The 24027-nt window shown below is 42.2% G+C and carries 17 protein-coding genes; 1 reads left to right on the plus strand and 16 read right to left on the minus strand.

Annotated features, from left to right (window positions below; translation table 11 throughout):
- Positions 1-107: 107 nt before the first annotated feature.
- The 10 genes from B9T24_RS04635 to B9T24_RS04680 form a co-directional block, all read right to left on the minus strand.
- The gene (locus B9T24_RS04635) at positions 108-1529 is read right to left on the minus strand and encodes an FAD-dependent oxidoreductase (RefSeq protein ID WP_086164713.1); all 1422 of its coding nucleotides are present in this window, start codon (positions 1527-1529) and stop codon (positions 108-110) included.
- A gap of 73 nt (positions 1530-1602) precedes the next feature.
- Positions 1603-6078, minus strand: coding sequence for a glutamate synthase large subunit (gene gltB / locus B9T24_RS04640; protein WP_086164922.1), 4476 nt, complete (start codon positions 6076-6078; stop codon positions 1603-1605).
- 453 nt (positions 6079-6531) lie between these two features.
- Positions 6532-7377, minus strand: a complete 846-nt coding sequence (locus tag B9T24_RS04645) for a hypothetical protein (protein WP_086164714.1) — start codon at positions 7375-7377, stop codon at positions 6532-6534.
- A 3-nt stretch (positions 7378-7380) separates the two neighbouring features.
- Complete coding sequence (gene aroB / locus B9T24_RS04650; protein ID WP_086164715.1) at positions 7381-8466, minus strand: 3-dehydroquinate synthase; 1086 nt, start codon at positions 8464-8466, stop codon at positions 7381-7383.
- Positions 8467-8483: 17 nt separating this feature from the next.
- Entirely contained in the window at positions 8484-9032 is a 549-nt protein-coding gene (gene aroK, locus B9T24_RS04655; protein ID WP_074944980.1) for a shikimate kinase AroK, read from the minus strand.
- A 36-nt stretch (positions 9033-9068) separates the two neighbouring features.
- Entirely contained in the window at positions 9069-11186 is a 2118-nt protein-coding gene (pilQ, locus tag B9T24_RS04660; protein ID WP_171264855.1) for a type IV pilus secretin PilQ family protein, read from the minus strand.
- Positions 11187-11247: 61 nt separating this feature from the next.
- Positions 11248-11775 (minus strand): pilus assembly protein PilP, encoded by a 528-nt coding sequence (locus B9T24_RS04665; RefSeq protein WP_086164717.1) that lies wholly within the window; start codon positions 11773-11775, stop codon positions 11248-11250.
- The gene (locus B9T24_RS04670) at positions 11775-12530 is read right to left on the minus strand and encodes a type 4a pilus biogenesis protein PilO (RefSeq protein ID WP_086164718.1); all 756 of its coding nucleotides are present in this window, start codon (positions 12528-12530) and stop codon (positions 11775-11777) included. The genes B9T24_RS04665 and B9T24_RS04670 overlap by 1 nt, the downstream gene beginning before the upstream one ends.
- The gene (locus B9T24_RS04675) at positions 12527-13171 is read right to left on the minus strand and encodes a PilN domain-containing protein (protein WP_086164719.1); all 645 of its coding nucleotides are present in this window, start codon (positions 13169-13171) and stop codon (positions 12527-12529) included. The genes B9T24_RS04670 and B9T24_RS04675 overlap by 4 nt, the downstream gene beginning before the upstream one ends.
- Positions 13171-14232 carry a pilus assembly protein PilM gene (locus tag B9T24_RS04680; RefSeq protein WP_086164720.1) on the minus strand — a complete coding sequence of 354 codons (1062 nt, stop codon included), beginning with the start codon at positions 14230-14232 and terminating at the stop codon, positions 13171-13173. Before B9T24_RS04680 ends, B9T24_RS04675 begins: the two co-directional genes overlap by 1 nt.
- Positions 14233-14397: 165 nt before the next feature.
- On the opposite strand from B9T24_RS04680, the gene ponA reads away from it, so the two are divergent.
- Complete coding sequence (ponA, locus tag B9T24_RS04685; protein ID WP_086164721.1) at positions 14398-16929, plus strand: penicillin-binding protein PBP1a; 2532 nt, start codon at positions 14398-14400, stop codon at positions 16927-16929.
- A 42-nt stretch (positions 16930-16971) separates the two neighbouring features.
- Here ponA and B9T24_RS04690 read toward each other — a convergent pair whose 3' ends face one another.
- The 6 genes from B9T24_RS04690 to ftsL form a co-directional block, all read right to left on the minus strand.
- Positions 16972-17775, minus strand: coding sequence for a putative RNA methyltransferase (locus B9T24_RS04690; RefSeq protein ID WP_086164722.1), 804 nt, complete (start codon positions 17773-17775; stop codon positions 16972-16974).
- 84 nt (positions 17776-17859) lie between these two features.
- Positions 17860-18978: a phospho-N-acetylmuramoyl-pentapeptide-transferase gene (gene mraY, locus B9T24_RS04695; RefSeq protein WP_086164723.1), complete on the minus strand. Its 1119-nt coding sequence runs from the start codon at positions 18976-18978 to the stop codon at positions 17860-17862.
- Complete coding sequence (locus B9T24_RS04700) at positions 18978-20384, minus strand: UDP-N-acetylmuramoyl-tripeptide--D-alanyl-D-alanine ligase (RefSeq protein WP_086164724.1); 1407 nt, start codon at positions 20382-20384, stop codon at positions 18978-18980. The genes mraY and B9T24_RS04700 overlap by 1 nt, the downstream gene beginning before the upstream one ends.
- An 8-nt stretch (positions 20385-20392) precedes the next feature.
- Complete coding sequence (locus B9T24_RS04705) at positions 20393-21889, minus strand: UDP-N-acetylmuramoyl-L-alanyl-D-glutamate--2,6-diaminopimelate ligase (RefSeq protein ID WP_086164725.1); 1497 nt, start codon at positions 21887-21889, stop codon at positions 20393-20395.
- 10 nt (positions 21890-21899) lie between these two features.
- The gene (ftsI, locus tag B9T24_RS04710) at positions 21900-23723 is read right to left on the minus strand and encodes a penicillin-binding protein PBP3 (protein ID WP_086164726.1); all 1824 of its coding nucleotides are present in this window, start codon (positions 23721-23723) and stop codon (positions 21900-21902) included.
- A gap of 13 nt (positions 23724-23736) precedes the next feature.
- A complete protein-coding gene (ftsL, locus tag B9T24_RS04715) occupies positions 23737-24027 on the minus strand; it encodes a cell division protein FtsL (RefSeq protein ID WP_407079022.1) in 291 nt (96 codons plus the stop codon).

Here is a 24027-nt window from a genome sequence, read left to right on the forward strand (position 1 = left end):
CTAAAACGTTTGGAAAATAAAAAATCCCCCTTTTTTCAAAGGGGGATTTCAGCGATTCACTTTTCAAATATTTTCAATTTAGCTTAAATATCCGATCAGATGTCCAATCAGATATCTAAGTAATCCAAAATACCTTCAGCAGCTTCACGACCTTCCCAAATGGCAGTCACCACCAAGTCAGAGCCACGAACCATATCACCACCCGCAAAGATTTTCGGATTTGATGTTTGGAATTTGTATTGCTGCTTTTCAGCTGCAACCACACGACCAGAACCATCTAAACCAATGTTTGCACCCGCAAACCAATCAGCAGGACTGGCACGGAAACCGAAAGCTAAAAGTACCGCATCCGCAGGCAAAATTTCTTCTGAACCTGGAACTGGTTCAGGGCTACGACGACCACGACTATCCGCTTCGCCCAATTGCGTTGTAACTACTTTAACGCCTGTGACTTTACCATTTTCACCAACAATTTCAATTGGTTGGCGATTAAACTGAAAGTCCACACCCTCTTCACGTGCATTTTTTACTTCACGACGTGAACCCGGCATATTTTCTTCATCACGGCGGTATGCACAGACAACAGATTCTGCACCTTGACGAATTGAAGTACGGTTACAGTCCATCGCAGTGTCACCACCACCAAGCACAATCACTTTCTTACCTTCAACACTGATGTACTCGCTTGGGTCTTTTTCCCAACCTTGCGTACGGTTGACATTGGCAATCAGGAAATCCAGTGCATCATACACACCATCCTGCTCTTCACCTGCAAAACCGCCCTTCATATAAGTGTATGTTCCCATACCCATAAAGACAGCATCATAATCTGCAAGCAATTGCTCAATCGTGACATCTGTACCAATTTCAGTATTTAAACGGAATTCAACACCCATCCCCGTGAAAATTTCACGGCGACGTTTCATCACGTCTTTTTCCATTTTAAATTCTGGAATACCAAACGTGAGTAAACCGCCAATTTCAGGACGTTTATCGAATACAATAGGTTTAACCCCATTACGCACTAGAATATCGGCACAGCCTAAACCTGCTGGACCTGCACCAATAATCGCGACTTTTTTATCTGTCCACTTTACAGAAGACATATCTGGACGCCAGCCCAAAGCAAAGGCAGTGTCATTAATATATTTTTCTGCATTACCAATGGTCACTGCACCAAAACCATCATTTAAGGTACAAGCACCTTCACATAAACGGTCTTGTGGACATACACGACCACAGACTTCTGGCAAAGTATTGGTTTGATGGCACAGTTCTGCTGCTTGGAAAATACGACCTTCAGCAATCAGTTTTAACCAGTTTGGAATGTAGTTATGTACTGGACATTTCCACTCACAATACGGGTTACCACAACCGAGACAGCGATGCGTTTGATTGGCTGCAATTTCCGCTGTAAACGGTTTATAAATTTCCACAAACTCTGCTTTGCGGACAGTGAGATCTTTTTTCTCTGGATCTTGGCGTGCTACATCCAGAAATTGAAAGTCATTGTTTAGGCGCTCTGCCATGTCTCTCTCCGTGGGTAGGTGCAGTCGGTTTATTTATCCGCTACACCTGCCTATCAATCTGTTCGTCGTGGAATTATTGTGGATCAGCTTTAGTGGTTTTCAAAAGCGTTTGCAAATTAGCAGCTTTTGGTTTTACAAGCCAGAATTTACGGCTGTAAAAATCAAACTCATTACGGATCTTATATGCCCACGCACTACCTGTCTCTTGAATGTGTTCATCTAAAATACGGCTTAAGAATTCTTGATGTTCTTCCATCGCTTCTGTAGAGATACGATTTAATTCAATCAACTCATGGTTGTAGTGATCAACGAAATCATTATCAAGGTCAAGCACATAAGCAAAACCACCCGTCATACCTGCACCGAAGTTGTGACCCACTTTACCCAGTACAGTCACAATACCACCTGTCATATATTCACAACAGTGGTCGCCAGCGCCTTCAATCACCGCAAATGCACCTGAGTTACGCACTGCGAAACGCTCACCCGCAGTACCGGCAGCGAAGACTTTACCGCCCGTTGCACCATACAAGCAGGTGTTACCAATAATCGCTGTATTTTGAGTTTGGAACGGTGAACCTTTTGGTGGGAAAATCGAAATACGACCACCCGCCATACCTTTACCCACGTAATCGTTGGCATCACCTTCAAGTTTGATATGCAATCCACCTGCATTCCAAACACCGAGTGATTGACCTGCCGTCCCTTTCAAATTCATGACAACAGGATGTGCTTCCATACCCAAGTTGCCATAACGACGTGCAATTTCACCTGAAATACGCGCACCAATTGAACGGTCACAGTTGACAACGTTGTAGTTAAACTCACCAATCTTGCCTGCCTCAATAGTCGGAAGCATCTCGACCACCATTTTCTCTGCAAGTAAGCCTTTGTCAAAAGGTGCATTGCCTTGAACTTGGCAGTATTGTGCCTTACCTTCCGCAGAAGGATGTGAGGTTAACAAGGCACTTAAATCTAAGTGTGCATGTTTGTCGGTATCACCTGGTAATACTTCAAGTAAATCAGTACGACCAATCAAATCTTTCAGGCTTGAAACACCTAAAGCCGCCAACCATTCACGCGTTTCTTCGGCAATAAAGTGGAAGAAATTAATCAGCATTTCTGGCTCGCCAATATAATGCTCTTGACGTAAATGATCTTGTTGCGTTGCAACACCCGTCGCACAGTTATTCAGGTGGCAAATACGCAGGTATTTACAACCCAATGCGATCATTGGCGTTGAACCAAAACCAAAGCTTTCAGCACCAAGAATAGCCGCTTTAACCACGTCTAAACCTGTTTTCAAACCACCATCGGTTTGTACGCGTACTTTGCCACGTAAGTCATTGACACGAAGCGCTTGATGCGCTTCCGCCAAACCCAATTCCCAAGGCGAACCTGCATGGTGAATTGAAGATAATGGAGAAGCGGCTGTACCACCGTCATAACCCGAAATGGTAATGAAGTCGGCATAGGCTTTTGCAACACCAGCGGCAATCGTACCCACACCCGGTTCAGAAACCAGTTTCACTGATACCATCGCTTGAGGATTAACTTGTTTTAAGTCAAAGATCAATTGCGATAAATCTTCAATCGAATAAATGTCGTGATGTGGCGGTGGAGAAATCAGAGTCACACCCGGTACTGAATAACGTAAACGTGCAATTAAGCCATTCACTTTACCACCCGGTAACTGACCACCTTCACCTGGTTTCGCCCCTTGCGCAACTTTAATCTGCAACACTTCTGCTGAAGTTAAGTAGGCCGGTGTTACCCCAAAACGACCCGAAGCAATCTGCTTGATTTTCGAGTTACGAATCGTACCATAACGTGCAGGATCTTCACCGCCCTCACCCGAGTTTGAACGACCACCAATAGTGTTCATGGCAATCGCAATCGCTTCATGCGCTTCAGGAGACAATGCACCCAAAGACATTCCTGCCGAGTCAAAACGCGGTAAAATCTCTTCGACTGATTCTACTTGCTCAAGGGCAATTGAATTATCCGTTTTGAGTTTAAAGAGATCACGAATAGTGGCAATCGGACGATTATTCACTAATTCTGCATATTCTTTAAAATCGGCATAATTGCCTGAACGTACCGATTTATGCAAAGCATTGATCACGTCTGGGTTAAATGCGTGGTATTCCTTATCGAATACAAATTTCAGCAAACCACCTTGATCGATTGGCTTACGTGCTTTCCACGCATTTTCCGCCAATTTTTTAAGATCATTTTCAAGGTCAGCAAATGTTGCCCCTTGAATACGGCTTGGTACGCCTGTGAAGCACTTATCCACCACTTCATTGGACAAACCCACAGCTTCGAATAACTGACCACCACGGTAAGAGGCAACCGTTGAAATGCCCATTTTCGAAAGTACTTTCAGCAAGCCTTTCTCAATCCCTTTACGGAAGTTGGCTTGAGCGTGAATTGGATCACCCAGTAACTCACCTTTAGCAACCAAATCATTGATCACATCATAAGCCAAGTATGGATAAATCGCAGTTGCACCAAAACCTAAGATCACGGCAAATTGATGCGGATCACGTGCTAGACCTGTTTCGACAATAATGTTGGCATCTGTACGTAAACCCACTTGAATCAAGTGATGGTGAATCGCACCTGTTGCCATCAATGCATTGGCGGGTAAATACCCTTCACGAATTTTTTTATCGGAAAGCACCAATAAGGTTTTACCATCACGAACGGCTTGAGCCGCTTCTTCGCAAATACGTGCAATCGCAGCTTCTAAACCTTCAGTTGCCACATAGTTCAAGTCGATGTCGGCAATCTCATAGCCTTTACGACCTAAAGTACGCATTTGGTGCATTTTAGAATTTGAAAGTACAGGGCTTGAAATAATCAAACGATCTGCATGTTCAGGACTTTGTTCAAACACATTTTGCTCACGACCCAAACATGTCTCTAAAGACATCACAATCGATTCACGTAATGGATCGATCGGTGGATTAGTCACCTGTGCAAACTGTTGACGAAAGAAATCTGATACATGGCGTACTTGGCGAGACAAGACCGCCATTGGCGTATCATCCCCCATCGAACCGACTGCTTCCTGACCGCTTTCTGCAATCGGACGCAGCAATTGATCACGTTCTTCAAAGGTCACCATAAACATTTTTTGTGCTGCTTTTAGGTCATCACCTTTTAAGCCTTGATCACATAAATATTCTTCAAGCTCTGGACTACCTTGGACGCGAACTGAATTTTCACGTAACCATTGACGGTAAGGACGCATATTTTTCAAATGCTTGTTAACATCTTGCGTATCAAGCATTTTACCTGTGAAGGTATCAACCACTAAAATTTGACCTGGACCAACACGACCTTTAGAAATCACATCTTCAGGCTGATAACCCCAAACCCCAATTTCAGATGCCAAAGTGATGTAACCATTTTTGGTAATCACCCAACGTGCAGGACGTAAGCCATTACGATCAAGCATGCAAATGGCATGACGACCATCTTGAATCACCAGACCTGCAGGACCATCCCATGCTTCCATGTGCTTAGAGTTAAACTCATAGAATGCACGTAAATCTGCATCTAGAGTTTCAACATTTTGCCATGCTGGTGGAACCAGCATACGAAGCGCACGGAATAAATCCATACCACCACCGACCAGAATTTCAAGCATATTATCTAAGCTTGAAGAATCCGAACCAGTACGGTTTACAATTGGATTTAATTCAGTTAAACCTGGCAATAATGGGTTTTCCAATTTAGGCACACGTGCCATTGCCCAATTACGGTTGGCAGTAATGGTGTTAATTTCACCATTGTGCGCCAAGTAACGGAAAGGCTGCGCGAGTGGCCAGCGCGGTAAAGTATTGGTCGAAAAACGCTGATGGAATACTACAATATGGGATTCTAAACGTGGATCTGCAAGGTCTGTATAGAAGTCTGCAATCGCAGCAGGCATCATCAAACCTTTATAGGTAATCACGGTTGAACACAATGTTGTGACATAGAATGATGAATCATTCACTAACAACTGTTCAGCACGGCGACGTGCCAAGAATAACTTACGGTTGAACTCAACCTCAGTCACACCCATAGGACAATTGACAATAATTTGTTCAAAGGCTGGCATCGATTGCAATGCAATCTCACCTAAAGCCTCAACATTGGTTGGAATTAAACGCCAAGCTAAAACTTTTAAACCTTCAGATTCAATTTCTTTGGTGAGAATTTGTTTTGAATGTGCAGCAATAGCGGGATCAAGATTTAAAAAAATAGTACCGACCGCAAAAATTTCGCTCAGGGTAATATCACTGAGTTTCTTTGCTTCTTCACGGAAGAACGCTTTTGGCATAGCCAGCAATAAACCACAACCATCCCCTGTTTTGCCGTCTGCGGCAATACCACCACGGTGGGTCATACAACTTAAACTATGAATCGCGGTCTTGACCAAATCATGGCTCGCATCACCCTGCATATGGGCAATTAAACCGAAACCACAGTTATCTTTAAACTCATCCGGTTGGTATAAACCTTGAGCGGGAGCTACAGTATTAGGCGATGGCATGTGCATAGCGTACCCTTCTTTCAACATGGCCCTATAGCGGGCGTCTAACAATCAAATATCTTCTTTGCGATTTAGTCCAATTTACTCACACGCGATCAAGATTGAGCCAAATCATTTTCTTCACATGCTTAAGATAATCGCATTTCATCTTGCATACATGAATCAATTACAAAAATGTTTTGTTGACCTTACGCACTCTTTTAAAGCAGGTAAATTCAACAACTTCGCACAATCATTGAATCTTTTCGCGCCAAAATAGGGACAATAACTCAATTCATGCACCAATAAAGCAAAAATGATGCCAATTTAGAAAATGCAATGCTAAATGTTTTAAATATAGAAATATTAAAGTTTCTACAGCACAAGTTCATTTTCTAAAAAACACTTTTCGCACTATATTTGTGCATCTAAATATTTTTATAACTTAATTTGCTCTATTTTAGAACTATATTTTTAATTAAATGGATCACTAATTTCTTTTTCTGCTGCTTTACTGCCACTTTGTTTAACAACAGGGTCAACCGTAGAATGAGATTCTTGTACATCAACCACATTCCCTTGCTCATCACGACGTGTCACCTTGGTCGTTGTGGTGGCTGTTTTCGGGTCAACAGGTGCAACTGCTGGTTTCAGTTTAGGTAAAGCCAATAAAGTTTGATCGACTTTAGGCAAAGGTGCAGATTTTAAGTTGATGGCATATAATTTATTATTCGTCGCCATTTCTTCCGCCCCCATATCGTTCACCAATGTTACATAATTTTCGATATCTTGTACTTTAGGTTGAATCGACTTTGGAAATTTCAGTGGCAATTGTTCTAGCGCTTGTTTTGCTTCAGCATTACTCTTATATAAACCGTAAAGCAGCACATATTGTTCAATTTGATTTTCGCCATTCAAACGAATATAAAAAAAGTTGCTACGATCTGATTGTTTTTTAAGAAAACTTCGAAGAACATCATCTTCAGTCACTCGAAACAGCTCGATCGTGATTGCATTTTTATTGTCATTAATAAATTTACTGCCACGAAATTCTGGTTCATAGCTTGCAGTTGTCACTACACGGGTCGTCATAGCTAAAGGACGCACTTCGTCTTGCAGTGCACCTAAAAGGTTGGTTGCAGCCACTTTTTCAGGTTGAATTTGCAACTCAGACTCAGTTTCAGCAGATTTTTCCACTTCCACCAATGCATCACTATCTGTAATCGCCCAAAAAACCAGTGCCGCAAACAAACACACCATCCCACACACGAGCCAGATATAGTTTCGAATACGTTGCCATTGTGTACGGATGGTTGCCATGCCTTATGCCTTCTCTTGATTCGTTAAAATCGCTTGTTTCATCAATTCCAGATCAAATTCTTTGCTAATTACCGCCTGTCCTAAAGATTTCATTAGTACCAGACGTAATTGTCCATTCAGCACTTTTTTATCATGTGCCATAAAGCCAAGGAATTCATCCAGTGGAATTGCTGGGCATTTTACGGGTAAATGGGCACGTTGAATGATTTTTTTTGTACGTTCGACATCATCAAGTGAAATCCAGCCCATGCGCTGCGATAAATCCGCAGCCATGACCATGCCAGTTGCAATGGCTTCACCATGTAGCCAAACCCCATAACCCAAATACGATTCAATGGCATGACCAAAGGTATGACCTAAATTTAGTAAAGCACGTTCACCTTGCTCTTTTTCATCATTGGCGACAATTCGTGCCTTATGCGCACATGAACGATAAACCGCTTCAGCCAGTAATGTAGAATCACGTCCAACCAAGCCATCCATATTCGCTTCGAGCCAAGTTAGAAAATCAAGATCACCCAATAAGGCATACTTAATCACTTCTGCTAAACCCGCAGACAGTTCACGATCTGGCAACGTGTTTAATTGCGCCATATCTGCCAACACCACTTGGGGTTGCTGGAATGCACCAATCATATTTTTACCCAAAGGATGATTAATACCTGTTTTTCCACCAACACTTGAATCGACTTGAGATAAAAGCGTGGTCGGCACTTGAATAAAATAAACACCGCGCTGAAAACATGCTGATGCAAAACCGGCCATATCTCCAATCACCCCTCCACCGAGGGCTAAAACTGTCGCATCACGATTAAAACCCGCTGCTAACAAAGCATCAAAAATTAAATTTAAATGTTCAATATTTTTATATTTTTCGCCATCAGGTAAAATACACGTTGCAACTGTTTTACCCAAACGCTCAATCGCACTCACATAATGATCTAAATACAAAGGCTTAACTGTTGTATTGGTTACAATCATGACTTGTTTTCCGTGAATATACGGCTCAAGTAAAGATTGTGGGTTTAAATCACTGCCAATAAAAATAGGATATCGACGATCGCCGAGTTCAACATGTAAAGTTTGCATGAAATTTAAACCATTAATTAGACTAAATCTGCTTCTTGAGAAACAATCATATGTAAGATTTTCTGCGCTAAATCACGGGCAGCACCCTGATTTGTTTCAATAATATAATGGGCAATTTCTCGATATAAAGGATCACGAATTGCCAATAAATCACGTAACTTTTGTTCAGGGTTCTCAACTTGCAGTAAAGGACGGTTTTTATCCCGATAAGTACGCTGTAATTGAATTTCGACAGGAGTATAGAGATAAACAACAATTCCGCGTTGTTTTAAAAATTCACGATTCGCAGCTTGAGTGACGACCCCACCACCCGTTGCAAGAACCAGTTGTGAGCGGGCAGTAAGTTCATTAATAACCATGGTTTCACGGTTACGAAATCCATTCTCCCCTTCTTTTTCAAAAATCCAAGGAATGGTTGCACCAGTCTTACGTTCAATTTCATGATCACTGTCAAGAAACTCTCGTCCTAACAGTTCTGCTAAATGTCGACCAACCGTTGTCTTCCCAGCCCCCATTGGCCCTACCAAATAAATATTTGGCAGGGTTTCAAACTCATTGCTTGGCAAGGAGTCACCTATTTATTTTGCTAAATTCAAAATATATTAATGATTTCTTGAAACACTGTCATTAACAATTCGTGGTGTAACAAAAATCAATAGCTCACTCTTTTTATCCGTTTTCGCATCTTTACGGAATAAACGCCCTACATAAGGCAAATCACCAAGGAAAGGCACCTTGGTTTGACTCGTAGAAGTTAACTGTTCAAAGATACCACCAAGCACAACGGTCTCGCCATTATCCACCAATACATTGGTATTGATCTCATTTTTATTAATTGTAAATTGACCTGTCGGTGTAGCCGCACCCACTGAGTCATTTTTAATTTTCAACATCATTTGGATTTTACCGTCAGGGGTAATGCTTGGGGTCACATCCAAACTTAAGGTTGCGTCCACAAACTCAGTTTTAGATACTACGTTTACACCACCGCCTTCTGATGATTGGTAAGGGATCTGAGTACCTGATGCAACTTTAGCGGCTTGTTTATCTGCCGTGAGCACTTTTGGTGTTGAAATGACTTCACCATAACCATCCGCTTGTAATGCAGAAAGCTCTAAATCCAGCATAAAATCAGACAAACTAATTAAACCAAAGGCAATACTGCTTGCCCCAGAAGTTGTTACGCCTAAATCAACATTAAGATTATCTGGACGCTGAATGGTATATTTACCCTCATCATCAGGATCTCTTAAATCCCATAGGGTCGTATCACTACCACCAACAAGTAAACTGTTATTATTACTAATACCTTGAGATAAAATACCCCATTTCACGCCCATTTCTTTTGTAAAATCGGTTGAAGCACGAACAATACGCGCCTCAACCATGACTTGTTTAACAGCAATATCCAGCAAGTCAATCATTTTACGAACTTTATCAATATTCAGTGCAGTATCATTGATAATTAACGTATTGGTCCGCACATCAGCAACAGCACTACCACGTGAACTCAACAAGCTTTCTAGCGCAAGTGAGTCTGAGTTAGCAGTACGATTTGATGCACCACCCTTACTATCACGAGATTCTTCTAATAATTTTAAAATATCTGCGGCTTTGGTATAACTTAATTTAATATATTCCGTTTGAATCGGAGCGAGTTTAATACTTTGTGCAATTGCTTTTGCCTCGTCATCTTCTGATTTGATTAACTCAGCAACAGGAGCAATCCAAATCACATTTCCATTACGGCGTTTATCTAAATTTTTTGTTTTTAGAATAATATCCAGTGCTTGATCCCATGGCACATCTTTTAAACGTAAAGTGATATTGCCTTGCACGGTATCGGCTGCAACCATATTAATTTCAGTAAAGTCTGCCAACAACTGTAGAACTCGACGTACTTCTATATCCTGAAAATCGAGTGAAATCTTTTTACCTGTATAGCTATTTGTAGCTTTTGGTTTCAGTGGACTTTTATCCTCTGGACGCTTCAAACTGATGGTAAGTTTATTATCCGCTTGGTATGCCATGTATTCATAGCTACCCGCGGTCTGAATGGTCACCACACCATTTCCACCATCATTATGTGCATCAATGGTAGACACTGGTGTTGCAAAATCATTGACATTTAAACGACGAGCCAAATGGGTAGGTACTTTATTGCCTAAAGTCCTGACCACAACCTTACTGCCTTGTTGCTGTACATCGACTGGGGTATTCGTCCCCAATAAATCAATCACAATTTGCCCTTCACCTTGACCACCACGCTGGAAACCAATATTGGAAATTCCTTGTGCAGATTTTTGGGCAGTGACATTTTCAGTGGCAACAGCATTACCAGCCGCATTAATTTTTAGAATAAAGGTATTACCCTCAACACGTGTGGTAAAGGCACCCGCATCCGCTAAATTTACCGTTAAACGCGAACGCTGAGCATCAGAACTGACATCTATAGAGCTGGCTTCTTGAGTGGCAACTGCAATACTATTTTGTTTTAAATTCTGCTGTGCTTTATCAAAATCAAGAACTAAACGTGATGGCTGTTCTAATTGATAGGCTTGGGGTTGCGGTGGCAGGCCATTAAACATGACCCGAATTTCTGTACCTTGACCTGCAATTTGCATTGGTACAATATTGGTAATACTGACTTGTGCATTCGCAACTTGCATGACCGCAATCGCTACAGCACCCATAGAAAATTGACGGAACAAATGGTTCATTGTATTGCCATCCCCAAATATAAAATCTTTAAAACTGTTATTCATTTTTATTCCTTTAAACTTACGGCGCAGGTCCAATTAAGATAAGACTTCTTGGACGCTCCACATACCCTTCTCGTCCATCTGGAATAATTTCCACGAGATCAATTTGTGTTGGCGTAATTTTCACCACACGACCGTGATTAACACCCATATAACTGCCAAGTTGTATACGTTCAATTTCACCATCTGGGGTTTGAATCAATGCCAAAATTTGTCCAGTTTGGCTACGCATACTGCCCTTCATATTTAAGGACTCAATCGCATAACTTTCTAAAGGTTGCAGTTGACGTGACAAATTCGGATATACACGTTTTCCAGCCATAATTTGCAATTCAGCAGCCAAAGAGCCAGGTAAAAAAGGGCTTTTAAGCTGGTGGGCTGAATAATCAAAGGTTGGCACAGGTGCAAACACGGGTGCTGCTTCAATCGGTGAAGGGGGTTGATTACGAATACTCGCCATTTGCTCATTCACAGCATCAATACGAGAATCACAGCCAACCAATAACAATCCCAACATTAGGCTTAAAGTAATTTTTTCCATTTTCATCACTGTGTCCCCCCTGCTGCAGTAGGTGAGCTAGCAGTTGCACTATCCGTCGCATTAGCTGTTCCAGCGGTTGATGCGCTATTGTCCGTATTTCCGATGTAACGGTACGTTTTGGCTTTCACGCTATAAGTAATTTGAGGAATATCGGTTTTTTTCTCTTTATTTTCCGTTGCTGTAATATCAAAATCATGCAAAGTTACAATACGCGGAAGTGCAGCAATACCACTGACAAAAGAACCAAAGGCATGATAATCACCCGTCGCTTCAATCGAAATCGGTTGTTCAATAAAGAACTCTTGTTTTACTTCATTTTCTAAACGAATATTTTTAAATTTCAGACCTGAATTCACACCACTGACGTTAATATCTTCAACCAATCCGGGAATTTCAGTTTCTTTTGGCAATTGCTCGAGTTGCTGATTAAAATTTGCTTCCATTTCCAGCAATTGTGCCTGTAACTGTTGCAAATTACGTAACTTGGAATCCTTTTCACGAAATTCATTGAGTAAATTTTGCTCTTGTGCACTAGCACTAGAAATATCATCCAACTTACCCTTAATCGATGCGAAATAACCCAACAGAGCAATCATCATCATAATCAAAATCCAACACGTGATTTTGACTGATAATGGCCAACTCCCATAGTTATTCATATCTAAGGTATTAAACTGCTGAAGAAACTTATCTAACGTCATCTTCTTTTTAGTTGCAACAGCTTCTTTTGAGTTTAATTCATCAAATTCATCGAGACTCATTGTGCTGCCCCCGCTGTTGAATTAGTAGCTGTATTGGGTTGTGCTTCTGGTTCTGTTGGCGCTGCAATTTCATCTAAATCAGCAGTCACAACAAATGAACCATAACTCTCTTCAACACGTGGTACGACAGAGCTTGGTGCTTTATCTTTTTTCTCTTCTACAGCTAAGAAGGAATTCATAAAGGCATTACGATACCAAGGAGATGCTTCTAAATTACGTAAAAATTCCGCAACCGTATTTGGACTTTCTGCTTTCCCCTCAATGGTAAATTTATCACCTGTACGGGAAAATTTAGTAATATACAAATTACTTGGTGTCACGCGTACCATTTCATCAATCAGACGAACAGCAATCGGTCTTTGTCCTTGTAAACCTTGAATCAGCTTCATACGTTCAATAATCGCATCACGCTGCTTTTCCAAGCCTTCTAAAGACTTCAATTGCACATCAAGATTTTGATTGGTACTGGTAATCAGTTGGTTGGCCTGTGCTTGGTCTTCAAGCTTATGGTTATAGTAAAACCATGCCAGTGCAACGGCTAAAACCCCGATTAATGCTGCCCCAATACAAATTGCAATAAATTCTTTTTTTCGTTTCTCTCTTAGCTCATCACGCCAAGGGAGTAAGTTAATTCTTGCCATTAATCAAAACTCCTCAATGCCAAACCACATGCCACCATGAGAGAGGAAGCATCGTTCTCTATCTTTTTAATATCAATTTGTTGAGAAAACCCCATTTGTAAAAATGGGTTGGCAATAGTCACACGATAACCAAGTTTTTGTTGTAATAGCTTCGCGAGCCCCGGAATATTGGCATTACCCCCCGCCAATAAAATATGATCAATTTCATTAAACTGTGAAGATGAGAAAAAGAACTGCAATGATCTTGCAGCCTGTTGTACCACTGCATCTAAGTATGGCTCTAAAACCTCAACATCATAATCATCTGGTAATGAACGACTTTTTTTCGCACGACCTGCTTCTTCAAACGACAAGCCATAACGATTTTGAATTTCTTGAGTCAATTGTTTACCACCAAACACCTGTTCTCGGGTATAGATCACTTTATTTTTTTGCATAACAGATAAGGTCGTCATGGTATGACCAATATCTAAAATTCCCACGGTATTTACACCCATAGGCAAAGTATCTGAAAACACTTGATAGGCATTTTCTATCGCAAAACTTTCAACATCAGCAATTTTCGGTGTCAAATTCGCCAGCTCTAGTACTTCAGAACGTGCTTCTATATTTTCAAGACGAGTAGCCACCAATAGCACATTTACCCGATTTGGGTTGGCCAAACGCTCTGGCAAAACTTCAAAATCAAGGCTCGCTTCGTCAAGAGGAAAAGGAATATATTGCTCAGCATCCATACGAATTTGAACTTCTCGTTCATCATCCGTCATATCTGCATCCATCTCAATTGTTTTGGTAATCACCATTGACGTTGGAATTGCAAAAGCAGCAGCTGTAGATTGAGTGTTTGCTAGATTGATTGCTCGCTCCAATGCATCACCCACGGCCTCAGGATTCAATATATTTTTTTCAACCACACTACCTTCTGGTAATGGAACCAATGCGTAGCTTTCAACCCAATATCTATTACCGCTTTTAACAGAAAGTTCCAATAATTTAACAGAAGTAGAACTGATATCTACTCCAATTAACCCCTTATTTGGCTTACGATATAACCTGAGCACAATACAATTCCTATTATTTTTTTATCCCCAATAAAAGTAACCCACTAATCAGTGTTGGTCTATAATTTTATACAGATACAATAACTCATCTAACAATCTGTATTTGTAAAGGCTATACTGACCGCCAATTAGTTTGCCATTAGCTCTTATTAAAACTTACTTGTTATGAAAAAGCTATCTCGTTCAGGCCGTGTTCATCCATTTTTTTTGATCATAATTATAGTTTTGGTCTCAATTCCGATGGGATTCTATGGCATGTATCTCTATATTGCCCCGTCTTTACCCAAAATGACCACCTTAAAAAAGGCGCCGTTGTTAAAACCGTTACAGGTGTATAGTGCTGATAATGAGCTTATTGCGGAATATGGTGGAAAATTATCGGTCCCTGTAGAATATAAACAAATTCCAAAACCCTTTATTTCTGCCTTCCTTGCGGCAGAAGATTCTTCATTTTTTGAACACAGCGGCGTGAGCTTTAAAGGTTTAGGCCGAGCTGTGAGTGAAACCATTATTGGATCGAATGTACAAACAGGTGGTTCAACCATCACCATGCAGGTGGCAAAAAATTATTATTTAACCCCTGAACGTACACTGAAACGTAAACTGACCGAAATTTTTCTCGCACGCAAAATCGAACAAAACCTGAGCAAAGAAGAAATTCTAACGCTATATGTCAATAAAATTTTCTTAGGAAAAAATGCTTACGGCATCGCTGCAGCAGCAAAAATTTATTACAACAAAAGCTTAGATCAGCTCAGTATTGCCCAAATGGCGATGATCTCGGGTTTACCCAAAGCACCCTCTAAATATAATCCTGTGGTCAACCCAACGCGTGCCCTAGAACGCAGAAATTGGATTCTAGGACGGATGTTGCAATTAGGTTCAATCAATCAATCCCAATATCAAAAAGCGATTGCTGAACCGATTAATTTAGATATGCCTGACCGCGGTATCAATAATAAATTCCCTTATGTGGGGGAAATGGTGCGCTCTGAACTGGTCGAAAAGTTTGGTGAACATGCCATCGATTCTGGCTATAAAGTTTACACCACGGTCAATAGCCAACGCCAAGCTTATGCTGAACAAGCTGTTCAAGAAGGTTTGGAAGCCTATGATCGTCGACATGGTTGGCGAGGTGCCGAAGCGCATGACAAACCACTGACCGAATTCAATGCTTATGCAAATACCTACCCCGCCAAGGTTATTCAAGTCAATGGCAATTCTTTTGAAGCCCTGATGCAAGATGGCTCTACCGTGACCGTACCTTGGTCAGGTATGTCATGGGCTGCCCCATACCGCAATGCCAACAGCGTTGGTCCTGCGCCAAGCAAAGCTGCTCAAATTGTAAAAGTAAAAGATATTATTCGCTTACGCCCAAATGACAACAAAACCTCATGGGCGCTGGTTCAAGTCCCTAAAGCGCAGGGGCAACTGATTGCCATCAACCCCAATAACGGCGCAATTGAAGCCATTGTCGGTGGCTATAATTTTTATCAATCTAAATTCAATCGTGCATTACAAGGATGGCGCCAACCTGGTTCAACCATCAAACCATTTGTATATGCCTTGGCGCTTGAACGTGGTATGACACCTTATAGCATGGTCAATGATAGCCCAATTACCATTGGCAAATGGTCGCCTAAAAACTCCGATGGACGTTATTTAGGCATGATTCCGCTGCGTCGTGCCTTGTATCTTTCTCGAAATACGGTTTCTGTTCGTCTGTTGCAAACGGTCGGGATTGAACGTACTCGACAATTATTTATGGATTTTGGTTTGCACGAAAATCAAATTCCACGTAATTACACCATTGCACTAGGAACACCGCAAGTTCTGCCGATTCAAATGGCAACGGGCTATGCAACCTTTGCCAATGGCGGCTATCGCATTCAACCGCATTTTATTGATCGCATTGAAGATGCTTATGGCAAAGTGATTTATCAAAGCAATCCTGAATATGCCTGTATTGCTTGTATCAATCAAACGGATGCAGAACAAATTGAATCGGCAGAAGCTGTGACTCCAGATGATGAAGTCATTGAAGTGACCAACCAAACGCTGCCAGAAGAAAAAGAACTGCTCCAACTTCAATTGGATGAATCCAAAAGTCAGTATCGTCAAGCTCAGCGTATTTTAAAATCAAGCTCTGCTTATGACATGGCCAATATTTTGCGTGATGTGATTCAGCATGGTACAGGTCGAGCTGCACTTAAAATTGGTCGTGATGATATTGGCGGTAAAACAGGCACCACCAATGATGCCAAAGATGCTTGGTTTGCTGGCTTTAATGGCAAGCTGGTGACTGTGGCATGGGTTGGATTTGACCAGCCAACCACATTGGGTCGTCGTGAATATGGTGGTGTTGCGGCTTTACCGATCTGGACCAATTTTATGGGGAATGCGTTAAAAGGTACGCCAGCAGCATGGGTTCATTTCGATAAAAATGCCAAAGCACCGAGCAATCGTAATCAGACGGTTACTGTAGATGCACAGGCCGAAGGTGATCGCTCTTCACCTCCTTTAGCACTGCCATTATACCGCCCTGCATTGGTTACACCTAAACGAGCGCCTGAACGTGACTTTGAGGATCTGCCTGATGAGGAAGCCCTTGTCCCTAATCCTACAGCACCTCCAACCATGCAAAAAACACCAACCAAACCCGATGCGCTTGAACACCTGATTGATCAAGTTCAGTAAGAGCATAAAAAGCCCTCATTTGATGAGGGCTTTTTATTGAGATCACTTCTTTTTAAAGAGGTAAATTTGGAACTGCCCTGTTAACTTAAATTGCTCACTCTGCTCCAAAACCTGACGACGTTCTGGTTTGGCTTTATAGGCATAGGGTGTCATCGCAATCAGGTTTTTCAAGTCCGTTTGTTGCACAGTAAATGCTGATTCAACAACACACTCTTCAACCAATTCAAAAGCATCTTCCAATTGTTCAACAAACTTATGTGACTCGTGTGGATTCACTTCTTCAAAGAGTGCCTCACGCATGGCATATAAATGTTCAGTTGCAGGTGTGACTACCATTAAATAGGCATTGGGTTTGAGTACTCGCAATATTTCTTGCTTTGGAATTGGACTAAATAAACTCGTACATAGGTCAATTGAGGCATCCAACACCGGTAAAGTCGCACCTGTACCCACCACCCATGTCACCTTTTTATTCAGCTTCGCAGCCACCTGTACTGCATTTTTCGCAATATCAACCCCGATACATTGCGACACTTCAGCTTGCATTGCATTGGTGTAATAGCCTTCACCGCAACCAATATCCAGTAGGTTGTTAATTTTTAATTCAGCAATTTTTGTCACCACAGCATGTTGTAGTGGGACATAAAAACCTGCACTTAAAAATGCACGACGCGCTTGCACAGATTCAGGCGTATCACCTGGATTTTTACTATGCTTATGTTGTACGACATGTAAGTTCACATATCCCTGCTTTGCCACATCGTAACTATGCTTATTGACACAGCTCCATGTTTTCTCAGTTAAGTGTAATGCCTCACGACATACAGGACACATGAGCAGATTCATTATTTTCTCCAACAGCGTAAGTGTGCAATAAAAAAGAGCCGGCAAATGTGGGAGCAAATGCCGGCTCTTTTTTCAAGGGTTTGCTTAACGTAATTTTAAGGTCATTAAACCTAAAACAACCAGCATAATTGTAATAATCCAGAAACGAATCACCACTTGGGTTTCACGCCAGCCTTTTTTCTCATAATGATGATGCAAAGGTGCCATCAAGAAGACGCGTTTATTCCGCATTCGCAATGAGCCAATTTGTAAAAACACCGAAATTGCTTCCACCACAAATACGCCGCCCATAATCGCAAAAACGATTTCCTGACGAACCATCACCGCAATCGTCCCCAGCATTGCACCCAATGAAAGCGCGCCCACATCACCCATAAATACTTGCGCTGGATGTGCGTTATACCAAAGAAATGCCAAACCAGCGCCAATCATTGCAGCACAAATCACCACCAATTCAGATGAATATTTCACATAAGGCAGATGTAAATAACCCGCAAAACGAACATCACCTGCAAGATAAGCAAACACACCTAAACCTGCTGCAACCAAGACGATTGGCATAATCGCCAAACCATCAAGACCATCCGTAAGATTCACGGCATTGGATGCACCATTAATCACCAAATAGGTAAACAGAATAAAACCAATACCCAAAGGAATTGCCGACAACGGAATACTGATATTTTTAAAAAATGGAATCAACAAATCCAACATATTCGCAGTATGTACTGGATTGGTTTGCTCTGTCGCAATCACATACAGCGCAATACCCGCCCCTAAAGATGCCACCGAAGTCCAAAAGAATTTTTTCTTGGCAGGCAAACCGGCATTGTCTTTATAGCGAACTTTAATCCAGTCATCTGCCCAACCTACCGCACCAAAAATCACCATCACCGCCAGTACAATCCAAACATAAGGGTTGGATAAATCTGCCCAGAGCAAAGTTGAAATACCAATCGAGAGCAGAATGAGAATCCCGCCCATGGTCGGTGTGCCCATTTTTTTAGCATGATTTTCAGGTGCAAATGAACTCACAGCTTGACCGTATTTGAGTGTCTGAAGCTTACGGATCATCACGGGACCCAAAACTAGCCCAATCGTCAGCGCAGTTAAAACACTGAGCAAAGCACGTAATGTTAAATAGCGAACCACCTGAAATGAGCTGTTATAGCCCGCCAGTTGTTCAAATAGCCATAACAGCATTAAAGTTTCTCCATCAAATCAGCCATCAATGTTTCCATGTGGGTATAACGAGAACCTTTGAACAGAAAACTCATGGATTGCGGTTGATGTGTTGCAATTAAATCAATTAAAAAAGGCAGCGCCTGTTGCTGTGTCAAAAAGGCCTGCATTTTCTTACCATATTGAGTACTACGCGCACCTTCTTGTGCGGCAGGCGCAAATTCACCCACAGCCACCACAAAGTTAATGCCTTGTGCGACCAGATCACGACCAAGCATATAATGCTGTTGTGCCGCTGATGCGCCTAATTCACCAATATCTCCCATCACCAACACTTTCACCCCGCCTTGCTGAGCAAGTACTTCAGCGGCTGCTCGCATGGACGTTGGATTGGCATTGTAAGTATCATCAATAAATAGATTTTTATCTTGCTGAATAAAGTTCAAACGGCCTTTTGCACCTTTCGCTTGCTCCAGACCTTGTACAATATCATCCAACGTAATGCCAATCGCTAAAGCAAATGCAGCGGCAGCGGTGGCATTTTGCACATTATGCTCACCCGCAAAAGGTAATTCCACACTACGCACACCCTGTGGTGTATTTAAGCTAAAAGTCGATGACTGCGGCTGCAATACAAGTGCTGTCGCAAAAATATCTCCCCCTTCACCAAAACTTAAACACTGTGCAGTTTTGACTGACTGACGAATACAGTCAGCAAAATCATCAGCCGCAGGAATGATGGATGTCCCAGAAGGTGCAATATGTGCATAAATTTCAGATTTAGCGCGGCAGATGCCATCGCGTCCACCAAATTCACCCAAATGCGCTGTGCCAATATTAATAATGCCTGCCACATGCGGTTGAACCAAATTCGAGGTGTAATCAATTTCACCCTGATGACTGGCACCCAGTTCCATGACGGCATATTGATGCTCAGCACGCAGCTCCAGCAACATCATCGGTACGCCTAAATCATTATTTAAGTTGCCACGGGTAATCAAGGTCGGTGCAAGGCGGGATAAAATACTGCCCAGCATTTCTTTGGTGGTGGTTTTACCACTACTTCCGGTTAACGCAATCACTCTTAATTGTGTATTTTGCGCACGGCGATAAGCGCCCAAATGCCCCAATGCCAAGCGCGTATCGGCAACCACCAACTGACAAATATCAGCATCCACAGGATGACTAACAATGGCGATTTGACAACCCTTTGCCGCAACTTGCGCCACGAAGTCATGCGCATCGAAACGCTCACCTTTCAGGGCTAAAAAAGCATCCCCCATTTCTGCATGACGTGAGTCAGTCAAAATACGCTTAATATTACCCACAGGGGCTTGATCATTAAACCAATAGCCTTGTGTCGCTTGAACCAATAGATCTGCTGTCCAAGGCTCTAAAGGCACGGTACTTGTCGTTGAGGTATGCATCATTCTTCCTATTGAGCCAGATATGCTGAATCTGTACTGTGATGCTGTGCGTCAATGGCCGCTTGCACTTCCACCACATCATCAAACCAATGACGTACGCCATCCACTTCCTGATAATTTTCATGCCCTTTGCCCGCAATCACCACAATATCGCCAGCTTGAGCATTTTTAACGGCAAATTTGATCGCTTCACGGCGGTCATGAATTTCATGAACCAGATGCGTTGAAAATGCGATGCCATTTTTCATATCGGCAAAAATTTGTTCTGGATTTTCACTGCGTGGATTATCTGAGGTCAGTAAAGTAACATCTGCGCCATCTAAGGCCGCCTGAGTCATGAGTGGACGTTTACCACGATCACGATCCCCACCACAACCAAATACAGCCCATAAATTTTGCGCAACATGACGTTTTAAGGTCTTCAACACTTGCGTTAAAGCATCGGGGGTATGTGCATAATCAACCACAAATAAACGATCAGCATCACGAATCACCTGCATGCGACCCGGTGCACCTTTTAACTGTGCAACCACGGCAATTAATGCCGCCAAATCAAAACCTGCCTGTTCAGCACTGATCAAGCTTGCCAGCAAATTTTCCACATTAAAATGACCTAACAAGGGGCTTTGCACTGCAAATTCGCCCTGTGCTGTGATCAATTTAAAATTTGCACCATTCAAACTGTATTGAATATCTTTAACCTGATAATCCGCAGCTTGTGTGGTTGAATAGGTCAAAATTTTCGGCTGTGCAGGATTGGCTTTTGCCGCATCCAGCATAATCTCGGCATAGGCATCATCAAGGTTAATGATCGCCACTTTTAAAGCGGGAAATTTAAATAAGCCTGATTTTGCATCAGCATAGGCTTCAAGCGTACCGTGATAATCCAGATGATCACGACTTAAATTGCTATAGGCTGCAATTTCAATATCACAGCCATTTAAACGGCCTTGCTCCAAACCATGTGAGCTGGCTTCAATTGCAGCAAATGCAGCGCTTTGTTGTGCATATTCATGCAAAGCACTTTGCAGATGCAAGGCATCCAACGTGGTATGCGAAGACGCTTCTAGATTCGGTAAAATACCGTTCCCTGTCGTACCCATCACTGCACATTTTTGACCTTGCAGCATTAACAGTTCAGCCACCAAACGAGAAATCGTGGTTTTGCCATTGGTTCCTGTGACTGCCAGTATCCGTACGGCCTGTACAGGTGCGGTTGCCTGTAAGTATTGTTTTTGCCACTGTCCCATCAAATGACGAACATTCGGCACAACCACACTATGCTCTAAACCTAAATCAACTTCACTGACCACCGCTAAAGCACCATTTGCCAAAGCTGAGACTGCAAACTGCAAGGTTTTTGCAGGTTGAGAAAAACTATTCAGGGCAATAAAAATTTGTCCTGCTTCAACTTTACGACTATCTAAACTCAAACCACAGAATGGCTTGCTCATCCACTCAGTGATTTTTTCAGCAGTGTAGAGATCTTGAAATGTAATGGACATTCATCACCTATTACTGGATTTGGGGAGTATCTAAAGGTTTATCTAAAGGGACATTCATCAGACGTAATGACTCTTGCATCACGCGCGAAAATACAGGTGCAGAGACCGTACCACCGTAGTAACTGCCTGCCGGATTCTCCACCACAACAATCATGGCTAAACGTGGATCACTGACGGGAGCAACACCTGCAAATAAGGCACGATATTCACTGGTTGAATAGCCTTTGCGGTCAGCACGCAGTTTATGTGCGGTTCCTGTTTTACCGGCAACGCGATAACCCGGAATCGTGGCACGGGTTGCTGTACCGCCAGGTAACGTCGCTGTTTCCATCATCAAGAGCACTTGATCGGCAATTTTTGCATCAATAATTTGCTCACCTTTCGGTGGCTGTTCTAATTTATATAAACTTAAAGGAACCTTGACCCCTTTATTGGCCAACATCGCATAGGCATCGGCAATTTGTAATACAGTCGCATTTAGGCCATAACCATACGCCATGGTTCCCACTTCAGAAACATTCCATTTGCTTGGTGGCAAAATTAAGCCGCCACTTTCACCGGGAAATTTAACTGCTGAACGCTGTCCAAAGCCGACTCGCTTATAAAATGTCGGCAGGGTGGCATAAGGCAGAGACAAGGCAAGTTTCGCAACACCAACGTTAGATGATTTCTGGATAATGCCACCCAAAGTCAGTGCACCATAGTTATGGGTATCACGAATGGTATGGTTACCAATGCGCATACTGCCCGGTGAAGTATTCACTACTGAGTTTGGCGTGTATTTACCACTTTCCAAAGCCATTGAAACTGTTAGCGGCTTCATGGTTGAACCAGGTTCGAATGAATCGACGGCACCACGGTTACGCATAGCATCCTTATTGCCTAAACTATTTTTATCATTCGGATTATAAGATGGCCAACTGGTCATCGCTAGAATTTCACCCGTTTTGATATCCACTGCAATTGCTGTTGCTGAACGCGCGTTATTAGCAACACCCGCAGCCGTCAATTCACGATACATAATATATTGCAAACGCGAGTCAATACTTAAGGTGATATTTTCCCCTGCCTCTACTTCTTTAATCACTTCAGCGTCTTTGAAACGATTACCTTTTTTATCACGAACAACTTGCTGTGCGCCATCATGACCTGATAAAGCAGTATTCAGCTGCATTTCCAGACCTTCAATTCCAATTCCTTCACTATTGGTTAAGCCAATAATTTGTGCATTCGGCTGTGGCTGCGGATAGTAACGCTTATAGTTTTTTTCGGTATAAACCGCTTGGAAGTCACGTTTTGCAATCAGTTCAGCTTGCTGAGGTGGAATTTCTTTTTGCAAAACCAAATAACGTGAACGGGGACGCTCGTTCATTTTCTTTTTCAGTTCGGCACGATCCATCCCCACAGCATCAGCCAGTTCATCCAGATTTAAGTTTTTATCGGGTAATTGACGTTTTAACTTACGGTTCTTTGGATCTTTCGCCAATTCAGCGGTAATTTCATCAAACTGTTTTTTAGTTTCAAAATAGTCACGTGGGTCAATCACCACTTTCATGACAGGCGTACTAATGGCTAAGGGCACACCGTGGCGATCATAAATCACGCCACGCATGGCCTTGACTCTTTCAGTTCTTAAAATATTGGCATTGGCTTTATTTTGTAAAAAGTCTTTATTAATGATCTGCACATAAAATGCACGCCCCACTAAAGCTAAAAAGCAGAGCAAAACCACACTCCACATCAGATAAAAACGCCACATATCGACACTGAGTGTGGTTTTTTCCGTAATAGACTGCTGCTTTTTACGTACTTGCTTATTTCTCTTGTCCACCATATTACCGCTAGCCTTATTTTTTATCTTCTGAAGTCATTGGTAAAGAAATTACAACGGTCTGTGCCACGGGTGGCGAGTACATGCGTAATTGGGTCACTGCGCGTGTGCCAATTTGGGCAGTCGCACCAAAGGTTTGTTGCTCAATCAACAAACGCCCCCACTCGGCATTCAGATCATCTTTTTCTCGGTTAAAAGCACTCAGTTCACGATAATCATGACGATATTCAAAGACTTGAAATACCACCATAATTGCGCTCACAAAAACCAAGACCAATAAAATGATATAACTGATGATTTTTTTCAT

The sequence above is a fragment of the Acinetobacter sp. ANC 4654 genome (assembly GCF_002135425.1).
Classification (GTDB): Bacteria; Pseudomonadota; Gammaproteobacteria; order Pseudomonadales; family Moraxellaceae; genus Acinetobacter; species Acinetobacter kyonggiensis.